The organism is Streptomyces sp. NPDC051567, assembly GCF_044454165.1.
Taxonomy (GTDB): domain Bacteria; phylum Actinomycetota; class Actinomycetes; order Streptomycetales; family Streptomycetaceae; genus Streptomyces.
The window spans coordinates 209,775-224,987 of sequence record NZ_JBITDK010000001.1; the positions used below are offsets into that span (position 1 = coordinate 209,775).

At 69.8% G+C, this 15,213-nt stretch carries 17 protein-coding genes; 8 read left to right on the forward strand and 9 right to left on the reverse strand.

Features of this window, described 5'->3' with window-relative positions; translation table 11 throughout:
* Positions 1-10 precede the first annotated feature (10 nt).
* The gene (locus tag ACIA5F_RS00915) at positions 11-238 is read right to left on the reverse strand and encodes a DUF5326 family protein (RefSeq protein ID WP_399347708.1); all 228 of its coding nucleotides are present in this window, start codon (positions 236-238) and stop codon (positions 11-13) included.
* A gap of 161 nt (positions 239-399) precedes the next feature.
* The gene (locus ACIA5F_RS00920) at positions 400-717 is read right to left on the reverse strand and encodes a cupin domain-containing protein (RefSeq protein WP_399347709.1); all 318 of its coding nucleotides are present in this window, start codon (positions 715-717) and stop codon (positions 400-402) included.
* A gap of 90 nt (positions 718-807) precedes the next feature.
* Here ACIA5F_RS00920 and ACIA5F_RS00925 point away from each other — a divergent pair, with 90 nt between their 5' ends.
* From ACIA5F_RS00925 to ACIA5F_RS00940, 4 genes are all read left to right on the forward strand, one after another.
* On the forward strand, positions 808-1,185 hold the full coding sequence (locus tag ACIA5F_RS00925; RefSeq protein ID WP_399347711.1) for a phage holin family protein: 378 nt from the start codon (positions 808-810) through the stop codon (positions 1,183-1,185).
* A gap of 114 nt (positions 1,186-1,299) precedes the next feature.
* Complete coding sequence (locus ACIA5F_RS00930; protein WP_399347713.1) at positions 1,300-2,496, forward strand: cystathionine gamma-lyase; 1,197 nt, start codon at positions 1,300-1,302, stop codon at positions 2,494-2,496.
* Positions 2,497-2,672: 176 nt separating this feature from the next.
* On the forward strand, positions 2,673-3,569 hold the full coding sequence (locus ACIA5F_RS00935; protein WP_399347715.1) for a LysR family transcriptional regulator: 897 nt from the start codon (positions 2,673-2,675) through the stop codon (positions 3,567-3,569).
* A 61-nt stretch (positions 3,570-3,630) separates the two neighbouring features.
* Positions 3,631-4,110, forward strand: coding sequence for an NUDIX domain-containing protein (locus tag ACIA5F_RS00940; protein WP_399347717.1), 480 nt, complete (start codon positions 3,631-3,633; stop codon positions 4,108-4,110).
* A gap of 81 nt (positions 4,111-4,191) precedes the next feature.
* On the opposite strand, the gene ACIA5F_RS00945 is transcribed toward ACIA5F_RS00940, so the two are convergent.
* The 3 genes from ACIA5F_RS00945 to dnaB all read right to left on the reverse strand — a co-directional run bounded on the left by ACIA5F_RS00945 (position 4,192) and on the right by dnaB (position 8,617).
* Entirely contained in the window at positions 4,192-5,400 is a 1,209-nt protein-coding gene (locus ACIA5F_RS00945; RefSeq protein ID WP_399347719.1) for a globin domain-containing protein, read from the reverse strand.
* Between the two features lie 370 nt (positions 5,401-5,770).
* Positions 5,771-7,156, reverse strand: a complete 1,386-nt coding sequence (locus tag ACIA5F_RS00950) for a serine hydrolase domain-containing protein (protein WP_399347721.1) — start codon at positions 7,154-7,156, stop codon at positions 5,771-5,773.
* Positions 7,157-7,165: 9 nt separating this feature from the next.
* Positions 7,166-8,617 (reverse strand): replicative DNA helicase, encoded by a 1,452-nt coding sequence (gene dnaB / locus ACIA5F_RS00955; RefSeq protein ID WP_399348152.1) that lies wholly within the window; start codon positions 8,615-8,617, stop codon positions 7,166-7,168.
* A gap of 452 nt (positions 8,618-9,069) precedes the next feature.
* On the opposite strand from dnaB, the gene ACIA5F_RS00960 reads away from it, so the two are divergent.
* Positions 9,070-10,407, forward strand: a complete 1,338-nt coding sequence (locus ACIA5F_RS00960) for an MATE family efflux transporter (protein ID WP_399347723.1) — start codon at positions 9,070-9,072, stop codon at positions 10,405-10,407.
* Between the two features lie 157 nt (positions 10,408-10,564).
* Here ACIA5F_RS00960 and rplI read toward each other — a convergent pair whose 3' ends face one another.
* The 4 genes from rplI to rpsF form a co-directional block, all read right to left on the reverse strand.
* Positions 10,565-11,011: a 50S ribosomal protein L9 gene (gene rplI / locus ACIA5F_RS00965; RefSeq protein WP_399347725.1), complete on the reverse strand. Its 447-nt coding sequence runs from the start codon at positions 11,009-11,011 to the stop codon at positions 10,565-10,567.
* A gap of 17 nt (positions 11,012-11,028) precedes the next feature.
* Positions 11,029-11,265, reverse strand: a complete 237-nt coding sequence (rpsR, locus tag ACIA5F_RS00970; RefSeq protein ID WP_005315025.1) for a 30S ribosomal protein S18 — start codon at positions 11,263-11,265, stop codon at positions 11,029-11,031.
* A gap of 43 nt (positions 11,266-11,308) precedes the next feature.
* Positions 11,309-11,911 (reverse strand): single-stranded DNA-binding protein, encoded by a 603-nt coding sequence (locus ACIA5F_RS00975; RefSeq protein ID WP_399347727.1) that lies wholly within the window; start codon positions 11,909-11,911, stop codon positions 11,309-11,311.
* A gap of 72 nt (positions 11,912-11,983) precedes the next feature.
* Complete coding sequence (rpsF, locus tag ACIA5F_RS00980; protein ID WP_004950685.1) at positions 11,984-12,274, reverse strand: 30S ribosomal protein S6; 291 nt, start codon at positions 12,272-12,274, stop codon at positions 11,984-11,986.
* 251 nt (positions 12,275-12,525) lie between these two features.
* Between rpsF and ACIA5F_RS00985 the strand changes: the two genes are divergently transcribed.
* From ACIA5F_RS00985 to ACIA5F_RS00995, 3 genes are all read left to right on the forward strand, one after another.
* Positions 12,526-12,840 carry a hypothetical protein gene (locus ACIA5F_RS00985; protein ID WP_399347729.1) on the forward strand — a complete coding sequence of 105 codons (315 nt, stop codon included), beginning with the start codon at positions 12,526-12,528 and terminating at the stop codon, positions 12,838-12,840.
* Between the two features lie 135 nt (positions 12,841-12,975).
* Complete coding sequence (locus ACIA5F_RS00990) at positions 12,976-14,094, forward strand: lipid II:glycine glycyltransferase FemX (RefSeq protein WP_399347731.1); 1,119 nt, start codon at positions 12,976-12,978, stop codon at positions 14,092-14,094.
* Between the two features lie 66 nt (positions 14,095-14,160).
* Positions 14,161-15,192, forward strand: coding sequence for an alanine racemase (locus ACIA5F_RS00995; RefSeq protein WP_399347733.1), 1,032 nt, complete (start codon positions 14,161-14,163; stop codon positions 15,190-15,192).
* Positions 15,193-15,213 lie beyond the last annotated feature (21 nt).

Consider the following 15,213-nt stretch of genomic DNA (forward strand, 5'->3'; position numbering starts at 1 on the left):
CCCGCCGCTCCTACCACTGGCCGGAGGAGGACTTCTCACCACCGCTCTTGACCTTCTTCACGACGAAGACCAGACCACCGACGAGCGCGACGAAGAGCAGCGCCTTGAAGGCCAGACCGATGATGGCGCCGAGCACGCTGGTGATCACTCCACCGAAGACGAACAGCGCCAGCAGCGGTACGGCGACCCACCTGACCCACCAGGGCATGCCCGCGAATGTCTTCCGGATGCCGTCCATGTCCATCTCCTCGTCCTCACCCTCGTCCGTGACTTCCTGCTCACGAGGGTAGGAGGCCACGGCCCGGGGCGGGGGCCCGTGAGCCCCCGGACTCCCCTGACCCGCCCCCTAGGGGGATCGGGGGAGCGACCCTCAGCCGACGGCCCGGTCAGCCGGCCCGGTCAGCCCTCCGGAGGGGAGAAGACCACCATCACCCGCAGGTCCTCGGAGATGTGGTGGAACTTGTGCGCCACCCCCGCCGGGACATAGACCACGCTGCCCCGCGCGACCGCCGTCGTCTCCTCCCCGACCGTGATCGCGGCCCGGCCGCTCACGACGAAGTACACCTCGTCCTGACGGTGCGGCTGCTGCGGATCGACCTGCCCCGCGTCGAGCGCGTACAGCCCGACCGACATGTTCCGCTCACGCAGGAACTGGAGGTAGGCGCCGTCGTTCGCGACGCGCTCCGCTTCGAGCTCGTCGAGCCGGAATGCCTTCATCGTCGTTGTGCCCCTTGTGCTCGTGCTGTGCTGCGGCATCCACTGATGTGCTGATGTGCCACCAGGATCTTCTCTGCAACGATCAGACACATGACGAATTTCGTAGTCAAGACGCTCGCCAACGCGGCGGCCCTGGCCGTAGCGGTCTGGCTGCTCGCCGGCATCACCCTCGACGACGGCAGCCTGGGCCGCCAGACCCTCACCCTGATCCTGGTCGCGCTGGTCTTCGGCCTGGTCAACTTCATCGTCAAGCCCGTGGTGAAGCTGCTCTCGCTGCCGCTGTTCATCCTCACCCTCGGCCTGTTCACCCTCGTCGTGAACGCCCTCATGCTGCTCCTCACCTCCTGGCTGGCCGAGCAGTTCGACCTCAGCTTCCACGTCGACGGTTTCTGGACCGCGGTCGTCGGCGGCCTGATCATCTCCGTCGTCTCCTGGGCCGTGAACATGGTCCTGCCCGACAAGGACTGAACGGACAGCCCCGCACGGCGTCCCGGCAGCCGCCCGGTAAGGGCCACCACCACCGGACCGGTGGCTTCCGCCCTCCGGGACGCCGGGGCGCGAGGCCCTGAAGGAGCCCAGCACGTGAACACGTACGACCACGAACAGGCCACACCGGGCAGAGCCACCGGAGCCCCGGGGGCCACCCCCGCCCACCGGCTCGGCGACAGCACCCTGGCCGTCCGCGCCGGACTGCCCGAGCCCGTCAAGAACGAACCGACCCTGCCCGGCCCCGTCTTCGCCGCCCACTTCCACCTCCCCGGCGACGTCGAGGGCCCGTACACCTACGGCCGTGACACCAACCCCACCTGGACCCTGCTGGAACGGGCCGTCGGCGAGCTGGAGGCCCCCGGCCAGGAGGTCGACACCGTCGTCTTCGCCTCCGGCATGGCCGCGATCTCGGCCGTCCTCCTCTCCCAGGCACACACCGGCGACACCGTCGTCCTGCCCGACGACGGCTACCAGGCGCTGCCGCTGCTACGGGACCAGCTGGAGGCGTACGGCATCCACGTACGCACCGCCCCCACCGCCGGGGAAGCCCAGCTCGCAGCGCTCGACGGAGCCCGGCTGCTGTGGATCGAGACCCCCTCCAACCCCGGCCTCGACGTCTGCGACGTACGGTGCCTCGTGGACGCCGCGCACGCGGGAGGGACCCTGGTCGCCGTCGACAACACCCTCGCGACCCCGCTCGGGCAACGCCCCCTGGAACTCGGCGCGGACTTCTCCGTCGCCAGCGGCACCAAGGGCCTCACCGGCCACGGCGACCTGCTCCTCGGCTACGTCGTCTGCCGCGACCGGCAGCTCGCCGCCCGCGTCCGGCAGTGGCGCAAGATCGTGGGAGCGATCCCGGGTCCGATGGAAGCCTGGCTCGCCCACCGCTCCCTGTCCACCCTCCGGCTGCGCGTCGAACGCCAGTGGGCCAACGCCCTGTCCGTCGCCGAGGCGCTGGCCGGCCGGCCCGACGTGAGCGGGCTGCGCTACCCGGGCCTGCCCGCGGACCCCGCCCACACCACGGCCACCCGCCAGATGCGGGGCTACGGGTCGGTGGTCTCCTTCACCCTGCCCGACCGCGCGCACGCGGAACGCTTCATGACCGCCCTGCACCTGGTCGAGGACGCCACGAGCTTCGGTGGCGTACGGTCCACCGCGGAACGGCGCGGACGGTGGGGAGGCGACGCCGTACCGGAGGGATTCATCCGCTTCTCCGCCGGGGCCGAGGACGCCGAAGACCTCGTCGCGGATGTCCTGCGCGCCCTTGACCGGGCAGGTCACCACCACTGACAACCGCGAGGAAGGGCGGTCCGGGCCTCCCCCCTGGTGACTCGGACCGCCTCGGGTTCCGCACGTGAAGAACCACGCGGTCAAGGCTAATTGACTCTGCGTCAGAGTCCAATCACGGTAACGACAGGGGTCTATCGGCATATTTATAGTTGAAGGCCCCACCGAGAGGGCCCGCCATGGACCTCGCCCTGCTGCGCACCTTCATCGCCGTGCACCGGGCCGGCTCGTTCACCCGCGCCGCCGCGCTCCTCGGGCTGTCCCAGCCCGCCGTCACCTCCCAGATACGCACCCTCGAACGCCAGCTGGGCCGACCCCTGTTCCACCGCCGCCCCCGCGGCGTCACCCCCACCGCCGTCGGCGACGAACTCGCCCACAAGACCGCCCCTCACCTCGACGCCCTGCTGCGGATCACCGAGGCCGAGCAGGAGGCCGCCGGCGCGTCACGCACCCTGCACATCGCCGGGCCGCCGGAGTTCCTGTGCCTGCGCGTACTCCCCGCCCTCGCACCCCTCGTCGGCCAGGGCCACACCCTGCGCACCACCCTTCGGGCCGACGCCGAGGAAACCCTCGACGGACTCGCCGCCGGACACCACGACCTCGTCGTCACCACCGCCCACCCCCGCGGCGGACTGTTCACCGCCACCGCCCTGTGCGACGAGGAACACGTTCTGGTGGCCGCGCCCTACTGGGCCGCCCTCGTCGACCCGGACCAGCTGCGCGACAAAGGACCCGCCGCCGTCGACGGCATCCCGCTCGTCGAGGTCCACGAGAGCCTGCCGCTCTTCACCCGCTACTGGACCGCCGTCTTCGACACCCCGCCCGAGGCCGCCGCCACCGTGGTCGCCCCCGACCTGAGAGCCGTACTGGAATGCGTACGGGCCGGCGCCGGACTCGCCGTCCTGCCCCGCTACCTCTGCCAGGGCCCCCTCTCCCGCGGCGAGATCGTCGCCCTGCTGGAGCCCCCCGTACCACCGCTGCGCACCTGGTTCCTCGTCGTACGGACCGGCGGTCTCGCCCTCGCGCACCTCGCCCGGGCCCACGACCGGCTGCTGCGCGCCTCCGTGCACTGGTGAGCCCCTCCGGTTTCCGGCCCTGGCGCGTTTCAGAACCGGAGCCACGGGCCACTCTTCTCCCATGACCGAACGTCCCGTGGTCAAACGCACCGCCCGCGCGATCCTGCTCGACGGTGACGACCTGATCCTCATCAAACGCACCAGGCCCGGCGTCGATCCCTACTGGCTCACCCCGGGCGGAGGGGTGGAGCCCTCGGACACCACCGTCGTCGACGCCCTCCACCGGGAGGTCCACGAGGAACTCGGCGCGAAGATCACCGATGTGGTGCCCTGTTTCGTCGACACCGTCGAGCACATCGCCGACGGGGGAGTGACCGGCGTGAAGGTGCAGCACTTCTTCGTCTGCCATCTCGAATCGATGGACCCGGACCAGCGTCACGGCCCCGAGGTGGAACAGCCCGAAGGCGAGTACGAGATCGTCCGCGTGCCCTTCAGCCGGATCGGCATCGCCGCCGTCCACCTCGTCCCGCTGTCCCTGCGCCACTACCTCGACGGCAACATCGAGGGCGTGCGCGCCATGCACGCGCCCGACCTGGGCTGAACTCCACCGGCCCGCACCACGGACGGCCCCCGGCAGGCGGATCAGCGGCTTCCCCGAGGGGGAACGGGGATGTTCCCGCGCTCAGCCGGCGACGCCCGCCAGCTCCTCGACCGCGTCATGCCGAATCCGCTCACCCGGTATCCCGATCCGCTTGAGCTCGTCCACACCGCTGCGGATCATCGCGGCGGGCCCCGACACGAACGCGTCGTACGAACTCCACGGCCCGTGCTCACCGACCGCCTGCGGAAGTTGCCCGGCCAGCCCGTCCCCGACCACCGGACGCACCGAGAGCCAGGGGTGCGAACGCTGCAACTCCAGCAGCGTGTCCTTGTCGTACAGCCCGTTGTCGCTGCGCGCCCCGAAGAACACCTCCATCGGACGCCGCGCCCCGTGCTCGGCCACATCTTCGATCAACGCCTTGATCGGGGCGATCCCGGTGCCGCCGCCCAGACAGAGCATCCCGTTGTCCGTGCTGTGGTCCACCACCATCGACCCGGTCGGCGGCCCTAATCGCAGCACGTCCCCGGGCCGGGCCCGGCGCACCAGCGCGTTCGAGACCCAGCCCGCCGGAACGGCCTTGACGTGGAAGGACAACAGGCCGTCCGGGCGCGGGGCCGAGGCGAAGGAGTAGTGCCGCCACACCCTCGGCCACCAGGGCGTCTCCAGGCTCGTGTACTGGCCCGCCAAAAACGCGTACGGCTGGCCGGTCCGGACCGTCAGCACCGCGATGTCCGGCGTGCGCAGTTCGTGGGAGACCACTTCCGCGTGCCACCACGCCGGGGCCCGCATCTCGTCCTCGGCCGCCGCGTCGATCATGATCTGGGAGATCGCGGTGTACGCCCGCACCCACGCGGCCTGCGCATGCGGCCCCCAGCTGACCGTCGCGTACCGGGCCAGCGCCCCGATGAGGGCCTCGCCCACCACCGGATAGTGGCCCGCCAGTGTGCCGTACTTGCGGTGCCCGGCGCCCAGCCGGCGCAGGTAGGGGACGAGCACGGCCGGGTTGTCGATGTGCTCGGCCGCCGTCAGCAGGGCCTTCAGCAGCCGGTCGCGCTGCGCGTCCATCGCGACGGGGAACAAGCCGCGCAGGTCCGGGTACCCGGTGAAGACCAGGGCGTAGAAGTACGAGGTCACCCTGTCGGCGACGGGCGCGACCTCCGCGAGGGTCCGGCGGATGAGCAGGGCGTCCGGGGAGGGGTCGGCCGCGCCGCCTCCGGAAGGTACGCGGGCCGTCTCCCATCTGTCCGGTCTGGTGGGCGGAGCGTCCATGGGGTGCCTCGCTTCGAACATCTCGGTCAGTCTGCACGCGCCACGGCCTTCGGCTCCGTGGTTCCGGGTTCCACAGCGTGCCAGCCGGTCCGGAGGGCCACAGGCAAACACCGAAAACCAGGTTTCGAACCCGCTTTCCCCTTAAAATGCCTCCACTCCCCGACACTCCCGGCGTCGAAGCTCCGCACCGGTGGGCACCCGTAGCTCCCGGCCGGCCCCGCAGACCGGGCGAAGTACCCGTCCTGGCGGGCCGCGTCATCCCCGGCCGGTGTTTCACGTGAAACACACCGCCGGTTTCACGTGGAACACCGGCCGGGGCGGTTCCGGGGCCGCCGCACTCCACGTGGAAGCCGTCGTGTTTCACGTGAAACACGAAGGCTGAACGGCACTGTCACCCGATGCCACGCCAGCCCTGCGGGTCCGTCCCGCCGGGCACCGGAGCCTGTGCGTCGTACGGCTCCCTGGTGAACACGAAAGAGCCGAGATCGAGATGGCTCACCGAACCGTCCGGCCGACGCACGGCCCGCAGCACCTCACCCGCGTAGTAACCGGACAACCCCGTCCAACTGCCGTCCGGCTCCGCCCGGAAACGGGCCGTGCGCCCGGCCGCACCCATCGGACCGAGCTCCAGCAGCCCGTCAGCCGTCAGCCGCACCGCGTACGCCGTCGTCCCCCAGTACCAGGGCCCGCACAGTTCCAGCGCCACCGGACCGGCCCCGGAGAACGGCCGCCACGGCTCCGGGAACCGCGGTTCCGCCTCCGCCACGATCGCCATCAGCTCGGCGGCCACCGCCGTGACCGGCAGCCCGGACGTGCAGTTCGCCAGGACCACCACCGCCACGTCGTCCGCCTCGCTCAGCCACAGACCCGCGAGGAACCCCGGCAGCGAACCGCTGTGGCCCACGAGCCGACGCCCGCCCCCGTCCATCAGCTGCAGGCCCAGCCCGTACCCGGCCTCGGCGACACCCGGCTCCGGAGGAGAGGCCGCGGTACGCATCTCCCGTACCGTCTCCGCGCTCAGCACCCGCTCGTCGCCCCGCAGCAGGAACTCCGCGAACCGGGCCAGGTCCCTCGTCGTGGACCACAACTGACCCGCCGGAGCCATCAGCCCCAGATCCTCCACCGGCTCCGCCATCATCACGTCCGCCCAAGGGTGCACCGCCCACCCGTCCTCATGGGGGGCCTGCGGGTCCGGCGTCGTACGGTCCAGCCCGAGCGGTTCGAGCACCTCGGCCCGCAGCACTTCGCCCCACGGCTTCCCGCGTACCGCCTCCACGAGCGAACCCAGCACCGTGTAGCCCGGGTTGGAGTAGTGATGGCGCCGTCCGGGCTCGTGCCGGAACGGCTCCTCACCCAGGACGTCGGCGAGTCCGGGCCTCAGCAACCCGGGCGTCCGCTCCCACCAGGCCCCCGGAGTCTCCGCCGCCAACCCGCCGGTGTGAGCCAGGAGCTGACCCACGGTCACCTCTCCCACACCCGTCCCCTGCAGGTGCTTCTCCACCGGATCACCCAGGGCCAGCAGCCCCTCGTCACGCAGCCGCAGCACCAGAACCGCGGTGAAGGTCTTGGTGATCGACCCGATCCGGTACTGCACGCCCCCGGCCGGGCCCCGGCCCTCGGCAGAACCCCGGGCCCCTTCCCAGAGCACCCTCCCGCCCCGCGCCACGGCAGCGACGACCGACGGCGCCCGCCCCTGACTCTGGGCGACGGCGATCCGGTGCCGCAGCGCGCGCCGGGTGGCAGGGAGCAGTTCCAGTTCTTCAGAGAGAGCATCCATGACCGGATGCTACGTGTTGGCCATGTCCACGAAACGGGAGTAATGCCCCTGGAAAGCCACCGTGATCGTCGCCGTGGGACCGTTTCGGTGCTTCGCCACGATCAGGTCGGCCTCACCCGCGCGGGGGGACTCCTTCTCGTACGCGTCCTCACGGTGCAGCAGGATCACCATGTCCGCGTCCTGCTCGATCGAGCCCGATTCACGCAGGTCGGAAACCATCGGCTTCTTGTCGGTGCGCTGCTCCGGACCACGGTTCAGCTGGGAGAGCGCGATCACGGGGACCTCCAGCTCCTTCGCCAGAAGCTTGAGGTTTCGGGACATGTCCGAGACCTCCTGCTGACGGCTCTCGGGACGGCGCGAACCGCCCGACTGCATCAGCTGGAGGTAGTCGATGACGACGAGCGACAGGTCGTTGCGCTGCTTGAGCCGCCGGCACTTCGCCCGGATCTCCATCATCGACAGGTTGGGGGAGTCGTCGATGTACAGCGGGGCGGCGGAGACGTCCGGCATCCTGCGGGCCAGCCGGGTCCAGTCGTCGTCCGTCATCGTGCCCGAGCGCATGTGGTGCAGTGCCACCCTGGCCTCCGCCGAGAGCAGACGCATCGCGATCTCGTTGCGCCCCATTTCGAGGGAGAAGATCACGCTGGGCAGGTTGCTCTTGATGGAACAGGCCCGCGCGAAGTCCAGCGCGAGCGTGGACTTTCCCATGGCCGGGCGGGCGGCGATGACGATCATCTGCCCGGGGTGCAGGCCGTTGGTCAGCGAGTCGAGGTCCGTGAAGCCGGTCGGGACACCCGACATCTGGCCGCTGCGCGACCCGATCGCCTCGATCTCGTCGAGGGCTCCCTCCATGATGTCGCCCAGCGGCAGGTAGTCCTCGGAGGTCCGCTGCTCGGTGACGGCGTAGATCTCGGCCTGGGCGCTGTTGACGATCTCGTCGACGTCCCCGTCGGCCGCGTAGCCCATCTGTGTGATCTTCGTACCGGCGGCGACCAGGCGGCGCAGGACAGCCCTCTCGTGAACGATCTCCGCGTAGTACTCGGCGTTCGCGGCGGTCGGCACGGACTGCACCAGGGTGTGCAGGTAGGAGGCTCCGCCGACCTTGCTGATCTCGCCGCGCCGGGTCAGTTCGGCGCCGACGGTGATCGGGTCGGCCGGCTCGCCCTTCGCGTACAGGTCGAGGATGGCCTGGTAGATCGTCTCGTGCGAGGGACGGTAGAAGTCGTGGCCCTTCAGGACCTCGACCACGTCGGCGATCGCGTCCTTCGAGAGCAGCATTCCGCCCAGCACGGACTGCTCGGCGTCGAGGTCCTGCGGAGGGACGCGCTCAAAGCCGCCGCCCCCGTCCCAGGAGCCGCCTCCCTCGCGGCCGCGGTCCTGCTGTCCGTCCCCGCCGCCGTTGCGGCGCGGACGGGCGGGCAGACGGTCACCTGGACCGCTGTCGGCCCAAGGGTCGTCCATGGGCTCGGGCATGTTCACCGGGCCACCTCCTCCCGTCCGCAACGCGGACCTCGCCGTGGCACTCTTTCTACGACACGGCTCTGACATTTGGGACACCCGGATCGGCTCTCGGCGAGTCGGGCAACGAACCACGGTAGAGCCGGGAGCGGCGTCAGCCAATCTTGTTATCCACAGGCTGTGTGGATGAGGTGTGGACGACCACGCCAATGCTGTGGGTAAGTGCCGGGAAGCTGTGCACGGACCGGGGGACGACACTGTGGACAAAATCACCTGCCCCACCCCGTTACCCCACCTGACCTGGACTTTCTTTCTCCACCCCCTGTGGGGAAGAAATTTCTTGCCCGTAGTTCCGAGATCGCCTCGAACGGGGTGCGAGGAAGACGCACGTCAGCACCCCAGTAAGGGTTCAGACAGCCTTGTATCTATTACCTGTGGAAGATTAGGTTGAGCGCATGACACAGGTGTCCGACCCACCGAAGGCCACACCGGGCCGACACGACCGGGAGATCATCGCACTCGCCGTCCCAGCCTTCGCCGCGCTGGTCGCCGAACCCCTCTTCGTGATGGCCGACAGTGCCATCGTGGGGCACCTCGGCACACCCCAGCTGGCCGGCCTCGGCATCGCCGCCGCTCTGCTCACCACCGCCGTGAGCGTCTTCGTCTTCCTCGCCTACGCCACCACCGCGGCCGTCTCCCGGAGGGTCGGGGCGGGAGATCTCCAGGCGGCTGTCCGGCAGGGCATGGACGGCATCTGGCTCGCCCTCCTCCTCGGCGCGGCCGTCATCGCCGTGGTCCTGCCCACCGCGCCCTGGCTGGTCTCGCTCTTCGGGGCCTCCGACACGGTCACCCCGTACGCGGTCACCTACCTGAGGATCTCCGCCCTCGGCATCCCGGCCATGCTCGTGGTGCTCGCCGCCACCGGAGTCGTACGCGGCCTCCAGGACACCCGCACCCCGCTCTACGTCGCGGTCTGGGGCTTCACCCTCAACGGGGTCCTGAACGTCGTCCTCGTCTACGGCGCGGACCTCGGCATCGCCGGATCGGCCTGGGGCACGGTCATCGCCCAGTGCGCCATGGCCGCCGCCTACCTGCTCGTCGTCCTCCGCGGCGCCCGGCGCCACGGGGCCTCTCTGCGCCCCGACCCCGCGGGCATCCGGGCCTGCGCCCGGGCCGGCGCACCGCTGCTGGTCCGTACCCTGTCGCTGCGGGCCGTCCTGATGACCGCGACGGCCGTGGCCGCCCGGCTCGGGGACGCCGACATCGCCGCCCACCAGATCCTGCTCTCGCTCTGGAGCCTGCTGGCCTTCGCCCTGGACGCCATCGCCATCGCCGGACAGGCGATCATCGGCCGCTACCTGGGAGCGGGCGACACCGAGGGCGCCAGAGCGGTCTGCCGCCGCATGGTGCGCTGGGGGATCGTCACCGGCACCGTGCTCGGTCTGCTGGTCGTTCTGGCCCGCCCGGTGTTCATCCCGCTGTTCACCAGCGATCCGGCGGTCGAGGCCGCCCTGCTGCCCGCCCTGCTCGTGGTGGCCGTCTGCCAGCCGGTCTCCGGCATCGTCTTCGTCCTCGACGGAGTTCTCATGGGCGCGGGCGACGGCCGTTACCTGGCCTGGGCCATGCTCCTGACCCTCGCCGTGTTCGCCCCGGCCGCACTGCTCGTCCCGGCCGTGGGCGGAGGCCTGACGACGCTCTGGTGGGCCATGACCCTGATGATGCTGGTCAGGATGGTCACCCTCCAGCTCCGTGCCCGCTCCGGACGGTGGCTGATCACCGGGGCCAGCCGCTGAGGGCGTTGTTTCACGTGAAACAGCGTCGCCGACCCCGTTCTCCGCACCGTTTCACGTGAAACATCCGCGCCGTTTCACGTGAAACAACGCCCTCGGTCCGCCCGGAGAACGGCGAAGGGCCGCACCCCAGCGGGGTGCGGCCCTTCACGTGCGGCACTCAGGCGGCGATGACCTCGACACCCAGGTTCGCAACGACCTCGGCGTGCAGACGCACGGAGACCTGGTACGAACCGAGGGTCTTGATCGGGGACGCCAGCTCGACGCGACGCTTGTCGACCTTCGGACCACCGGAAGCCTCGATCGCCGTGGCGATGTCGGCCGGGGTCACGGAACCGAAGAGGCGGCCGGTGTCACCCGAGCGGGTGGCCAGACGCACCTTCACGGTTTCGAGCTTGGCCTTGAACTCGTTGGCCTGCTCGATGGTCGCGATCTCGTGGATCTTGCGGGCGCGGCGGATCTGCGCCACGTCCTTCTCGCCACCCTTGGTCCAGCGGATCGCGAAACCACGCGGGACCAGGTAGTTGCGAGCGTAACCGTCCTTGACGTCGACGACATCGCCGGCGGTGCCGAGGCCAGAGACCTCGTGGGTAAGGATGATCTTCATTATTCGGTCACCCTTCCTTATCGCGCGGTGGACGTGTAGGGCAGCAGCGCCATCTCACGGCTGTTCTTCACGGCCGTGGCGACGTCACGCTGGTGCTGCGTGCAGTTGCCGGTGACGCGGCGGGCACGGATCTTGCCGCGGTCGGAAATGAACTTCCGCAGCATGTTCGTGTCCTTGTAGTCCACGTACGCGGTCTTGTCCTTGCAGAAAGCGCAGACCTTCTTCTTAGGCTTGCGCACAGGCGGCTTCGCCATGGTGTCTCTCCTGTGTGATCAAGAAGTGGGGGTGCGAGCTGCCCTAGAAGGGCGGCTCGTCCGAGTAGCCACCGCCGGAGCCGCCGGAGCCGCCGGAGCTTCCGCCCCAGCCGCCACCGCCGCCGCCGCCCTGCGGCTGACCGCCGGCCGGCGCGCTGGACGCCCACGGGTCGTCGGAAGGTGCTCCGCCGCCCTGCGGGGCGCCGCCACCGGGGGTTCCGCCCCAGTTGCCGCCGCCGCCCTGCGGCTGACCGCCGCCGTACCCGCCCTGGCCACCCCGGCCCGTGGTCTTGGTGACCTTGGCCGTGGAGTTCTTCAGGCTGGGGCCGACTTCCTCGACGTCCAGCTCGTAGACCGTGCGCTTGACACCCTCACGGTCCTCGTACGACCGCTGCTTCAGCCGGCCCTGCACGATGACGCGCATGCCCCGCTGAAGGGACTCGGCGACGTTCTCCGCCGCCTGACGCCAGACCGAGCAGGTCAGGAACAGGCTCTCGCCGTCCTTCCACTCATTGGTCTGCTTGTCGAAGGTGCGGGGAGTGGACGCGACACGGAACTTCGCGACCGCCGCACCCGAGGGGGTGAAGCGCAGCTCGGGGTCGTCGACGAGATTGCCGACGACCGTGATGACGGTCTCGCCTGCCATGGGTGAACCTCTCGGCGGGGATTGCTGCTGGGCTGCTGTGCTACTCGATCCCGATTACCGCTGAACCGAAGTTCAGTGGGTCTCGGGGCGAAGGACCTTGGTCCGGAGAACCGACTCGTTCAGGTTCATCTGCCGGTCGAGCTCCTTGACGACCGCAGGCTCGGCCTGAAGGTCGATGACCGAGTAGATGCCCTCGGGCTTCTTCTTGATCTCGTAAGCGAGACGACGACGGCCCCAGGTGTCGACCTTCTCGACCTTTCCGTTGCCCTCACGGACGACGGAGAGGAAGTTCTCGATCAGCGGGGAGACAGCGCGCTCCTCGAGATCGGGGTCGAGGATGACCATCACTTCGTAGTGACGCATGTGGAACCCACCTCCTTTGGACTCAGCGGCCACGGTCGTTCCGTGGCAGGAGGGTCGTGATGCGTGCCGCACGATGTCCGAGAACAGACACCGCGCAGACCGTACAGACTACCTGCTCACCTCCTTCCGGTTGAAATCCGGCGGTGGAAGGCCACAATCTGTATCCATCGGGTGTGCTCGGTGCTATGCCCCCGGCTCCTCCGGAGGCGGCCCCGCAGCACCGCTCTGCTTCAGCCAGGAGGTGCCTTCCGATGGCACAGGCAATGCGACGCCAGTCCTCCATCTCGCTCTTCGCGACCGACGGCAAGCCTCACCCGCTGCAGGACGCCCTGCTCGCGGTCACCCTGATCCTCGGCGCCGTGGCGTTCGTCACGGCGTTCTTCCACAATCTGCACCTGCTCAGCTCCTGGACCGGGCTGATCGGAATCCTGACCGGCGCGTACGGACAGTTCATCTCCGTCACGACACGCGAGCGCTTCGCACTGATCGTCGGCCTTGGCGCCTCTGCCATCGGCTTCTTCCTCGGCATGGCGCACGGCGGCCTCTTCGGCGGCGTGCTGGGCTGACCCGGGACACCTCCGCGACGGGAGCGCCGGCCGACGCCCGGCCCGGGCCCCCGGCCCGTCCCCCAGATGGGTGGCGCCCCCGTCGCAGTAGGCTTCGCGCCATAGCCAGCGAAGCCGCCGGAGGAGACGCCCCGCATGAGCCTGTCCCTGAGGACCATCAGCCGAGAGCAGCATCTGGGTTACCTCCAGAGCCTGCCCTCGGCGAGCCACTGCCAGGTCCCGGCGTGGGCCGACGTGAAGAACGAGTGGCGTTCGGAGAACCTCGGTTGGTTCGACGGCACCGGCGAACTCGTCGGCGCCGCCCTCGTGCTGTACCGGCAGCTGCCCAAGGTGAAGCGGTACCTGGCGTACCTTCCGGAGGGCCCGGTCATCAACTGGTACGCCCCGAACCTGAACGAGTGGCTCCAGCCGATGCTGGCGCACCTCAAGCAACAGGGCGCCTTCACCGTGAAGATGGGCCCGCCGGTCGTCATCCGCCGCTGGAACGCGACCGCCATCAAGGCCGGCATCCAGGACCCCGACGTCAAGCGCCTGCGTGACGTGGAGGCGTCGGTCATCGAGCCCCGCGCCTTCGAGGTATCCGACAAACTCCGCCGCATGGGCTGGCAGCAGGCCGAGGACGGCGGCGCCGGTTTCGGTGACGTCCAGCCCCGCTACGTCTTCCAGGTACCGCTGGCCAACCGCTCGCTGGACGACGTCCTCAAGGGCTTCAACCAGCTGTGGCGCCGCAACATCAAGAAGGCCGAGAAGGCCGGCGTCGAGGTCTTCCAGGGCGGCTACGACGACCTGCCGACCTGGCAGCACCTGTACGAGATCACGGCCGTGCGCGACAAGTTCCGCCCGCGCCCGCTCAGCTATTTCCAGCGCCAGTGGACGGCCCTCAACTCCGAGGACCCCAACCGGATGCGGCTCTACATCGCCACGCACGAGGGGGAGCCGCTGGCCGCCGCCACGATGCTGACCGTCGGCCAGCACGTCTGGTACTCCTACGGCGCCTCCGCCAACCACAAGCGCGAGGTCCGGCCCTCGAACGCGATGCAGTGGCGCATGCTCCGCGACGCGTACGCGCTCGGCGCCGGGGTCTACGACCTGCGCGGCATCTCTGACACTCTGGACGAGAACGACCACCTGTTCGGGCTGATCCAGTTCAAGGTCGGCACGGGCGGCGAGGCCGTCGAGTACGTCGGCGAATGGGACTTCCCGCTCAACAAGATGCTGCACAAGGCGCTCGACATCTACATGTCGCGCCGCTGACCCCCTTCACCCCATCCCCACACACCGCTGCACCACGCAGCCACCCACGAGAGGTCCCGGACGGGCATGGCGCTCACGCTCTACGTCGACACCGCGCGCTGGCGTGCACACCAGAAGCAGATCCAGGACCAGTTCCCCGGGATGATCCCGGTCTGCAAGGGCAACGGCTACGGCTTCGGCCACGAGCGGCTGTGCGAGGAGGCGACCCGGATGGGCGCCGACGTACTGGCCGTCGGGACGACGTACGAGGCCGCCAGCATCAAGGACTGGTTCAGCGGCGACCTGCTCGTCCTCACCCCGTTCCGGCGGGGCGAGGACCCGGTTCCGCTGCCCGACCGGGTCATCCGCTCGGTCTCCTCGGTGGACGGGGTCCGCGGCCTGGTCGGCGCCCGGGTGGTCATCGAGTGCATGTCCTCGATGCGCCGCCACGGCATCTCCGAGCAGGACCTGGGGCAGTTGCACGCGGCGATCGAGGACGTCCGCCTGGAGGGCTTCGCCCTGCACCTGCCGCTGGACCGCCCGGACGGCTCGGACGCCGTCGAGGAGGTCATCGGCTGGATGGACCGGCTGCGGGCGGCCAGGCTGCCGCTGCACACCATGTTCGTCAGCCACCTGCGCGCCGCTGACCTGGCAAGGCTCCAGCAGCAGTTCCCGCAGACCCGCTTCCGGGCCCGGATCGGTACCCGGCTGTGGCTGGGCGACCACGAGGCGACCCAGTACCGCGGTGCGGTCCTCGACGTCACCCGTGTCGCCAAGGGGGACCGGTTCGGCTACCGCCAGCAGAAGGCCGCGTCCGACGGATGGCTGGTCGTGGTCGCCGGCGGCACCTCGCACGGAGTGGGGCTGGAGGCTCCCAAGGCGCTCCACGGGGTGATGCCCCGTGCCAAGGGCGTCGCCCGCGCGGGCCTGGCCACCGTCAACCGGAACCTGTCGCCGTTCGTGTGGGCGGGCAAGCAGCGCTGGTTCGCGGAGCCGCCGCACATGCAGGTCTCGATCCTGTTCGTGCCTTCGGACGCGACCGAACCGAGGGTCGGCGACGAACTGGTCGCCCACCTGCGCCACACCACCACGCAGTTCGACCGGGCACTCGACAGCTGAGCCGCCCCGGCAGACCGGGCC

Excerpts from the sequence above, each read along its gene's own strand:
- ACIA5F_RS00915 (WP_399347708.1), bottom strand. The coding sequence starts at position 238 with ATGGACGGCATCCGGAAGACATTCGCGGGCATGCCCTGGTGGGTCAGG.
- ACIA5F_RS00920 (WP_399347709.1), bottom strand. The coding sequence starts at position 717 with ATGAAGGCATTCCGGCTCGACGAGCTCGAAGCGGAGCGCGTCGCGAAC.
- ACIA5F_RS00925 (WP_399347711.1), top strand. The coding sequence starts at position 808 with ATGACGAATTTCGTAGTCAAGACGCTCGCCAACGCGGCGGCCCTGGCC.
- ACIA5F_RS00935 (WP_399347715.1), top strand. The coding sequence starts at position 2,673 with ATGGACCTCGCCCTGCTGCGCACCTTCATCGCCGTGCACCGGGCCGGC.
- ACIA5F_RS00940 (WP_399347717.1), top strand. The coding sequence starts at position 3,631 with ATGACCGAACGTCCCGTGGTCAAACGCACCGCCCGCGCGATCCTGCTC.
- ACIA5F_RS00945 (WP_399347719.1), bottom strand. The coding sequence starts at position 5,400 with ATGTTCGAAGCGAGGCACCCCATGGACGCTCCGCCCACCAGACCGGAC.
- ACIA5F_RS00950 (WP_399347721.1), bottom strand. The coding sequence starts at position 7,156 with ATGGATGCTCTCTCTGAAGAACTGGAACTGCTCCCTGCCACCCGGCGC.
- dnaB (WP_399348152.1), bottom strand. The coding sequence starts at position 8,617 with ATGGACGACCCTTGGGCCGACAGCGGTCCAGGTGACCGTCTGCCCGCC.
- ACIA5F_RS00960 (WP_399347723.1), top strand. The coding sequence starts at position 9,070 with ATGACACAGGTGTCCGACCCACCGAAGGCCACACCGGGCCGACACGAC.
- rplI (WP_399347725.1), bottom strand. The coding sequence starts at position 11,011 with ATGAAGATCATCCTTACCCACGAGGTCTCTGGCCTCGGCACCGCCGGC.
- rpsR (WP_005315025.1), bottom strand. The coding sequence starts at position 11,265 with ATGGCGAAGCCGCCTGTGCGCAAGCCTAAGAAGAAGGTCTGCGCTTTC.
- ACIA5F_RS00975 (WP_399347727.1), bottom strand. The coding sequence starts at position 11,911 with ATGGCAGGCGAGACCGTCATCACGGTCGTCGGCAATCTCGTCGACGAC.
- rpsF (WP_004950685.1), bottom strand. The coding sequence starts at position 12,274 with ATGCGTCACTACGAAGTGATGGTCATCCTCGACCCCGATCTCGAGGAG.
- ACIA5F_RS00985 (WP_399347729.1), top strand. The coding sequence starts at position 12,526 with ATGGCACAGGCAATGCGACGCCAGTCCTCCATCTCGCTCTTCGCGACC.
- ACIA5F_RS00990 (WP_399347731.1), top strand. The coding sequence starts at position 12,976 with ATGAGCCTGTCCCTGAGGACCATCAGCCGAGAGCAGCATCTGGGTTAC.
- ACIA5F_RS00995 (WP_399347733.1), top strand. The coding sequence starts at position 14,161 with ATGGCGCTCACGCTCTACGTCGACACCGCGCGCTGGCGTGCACACCAG.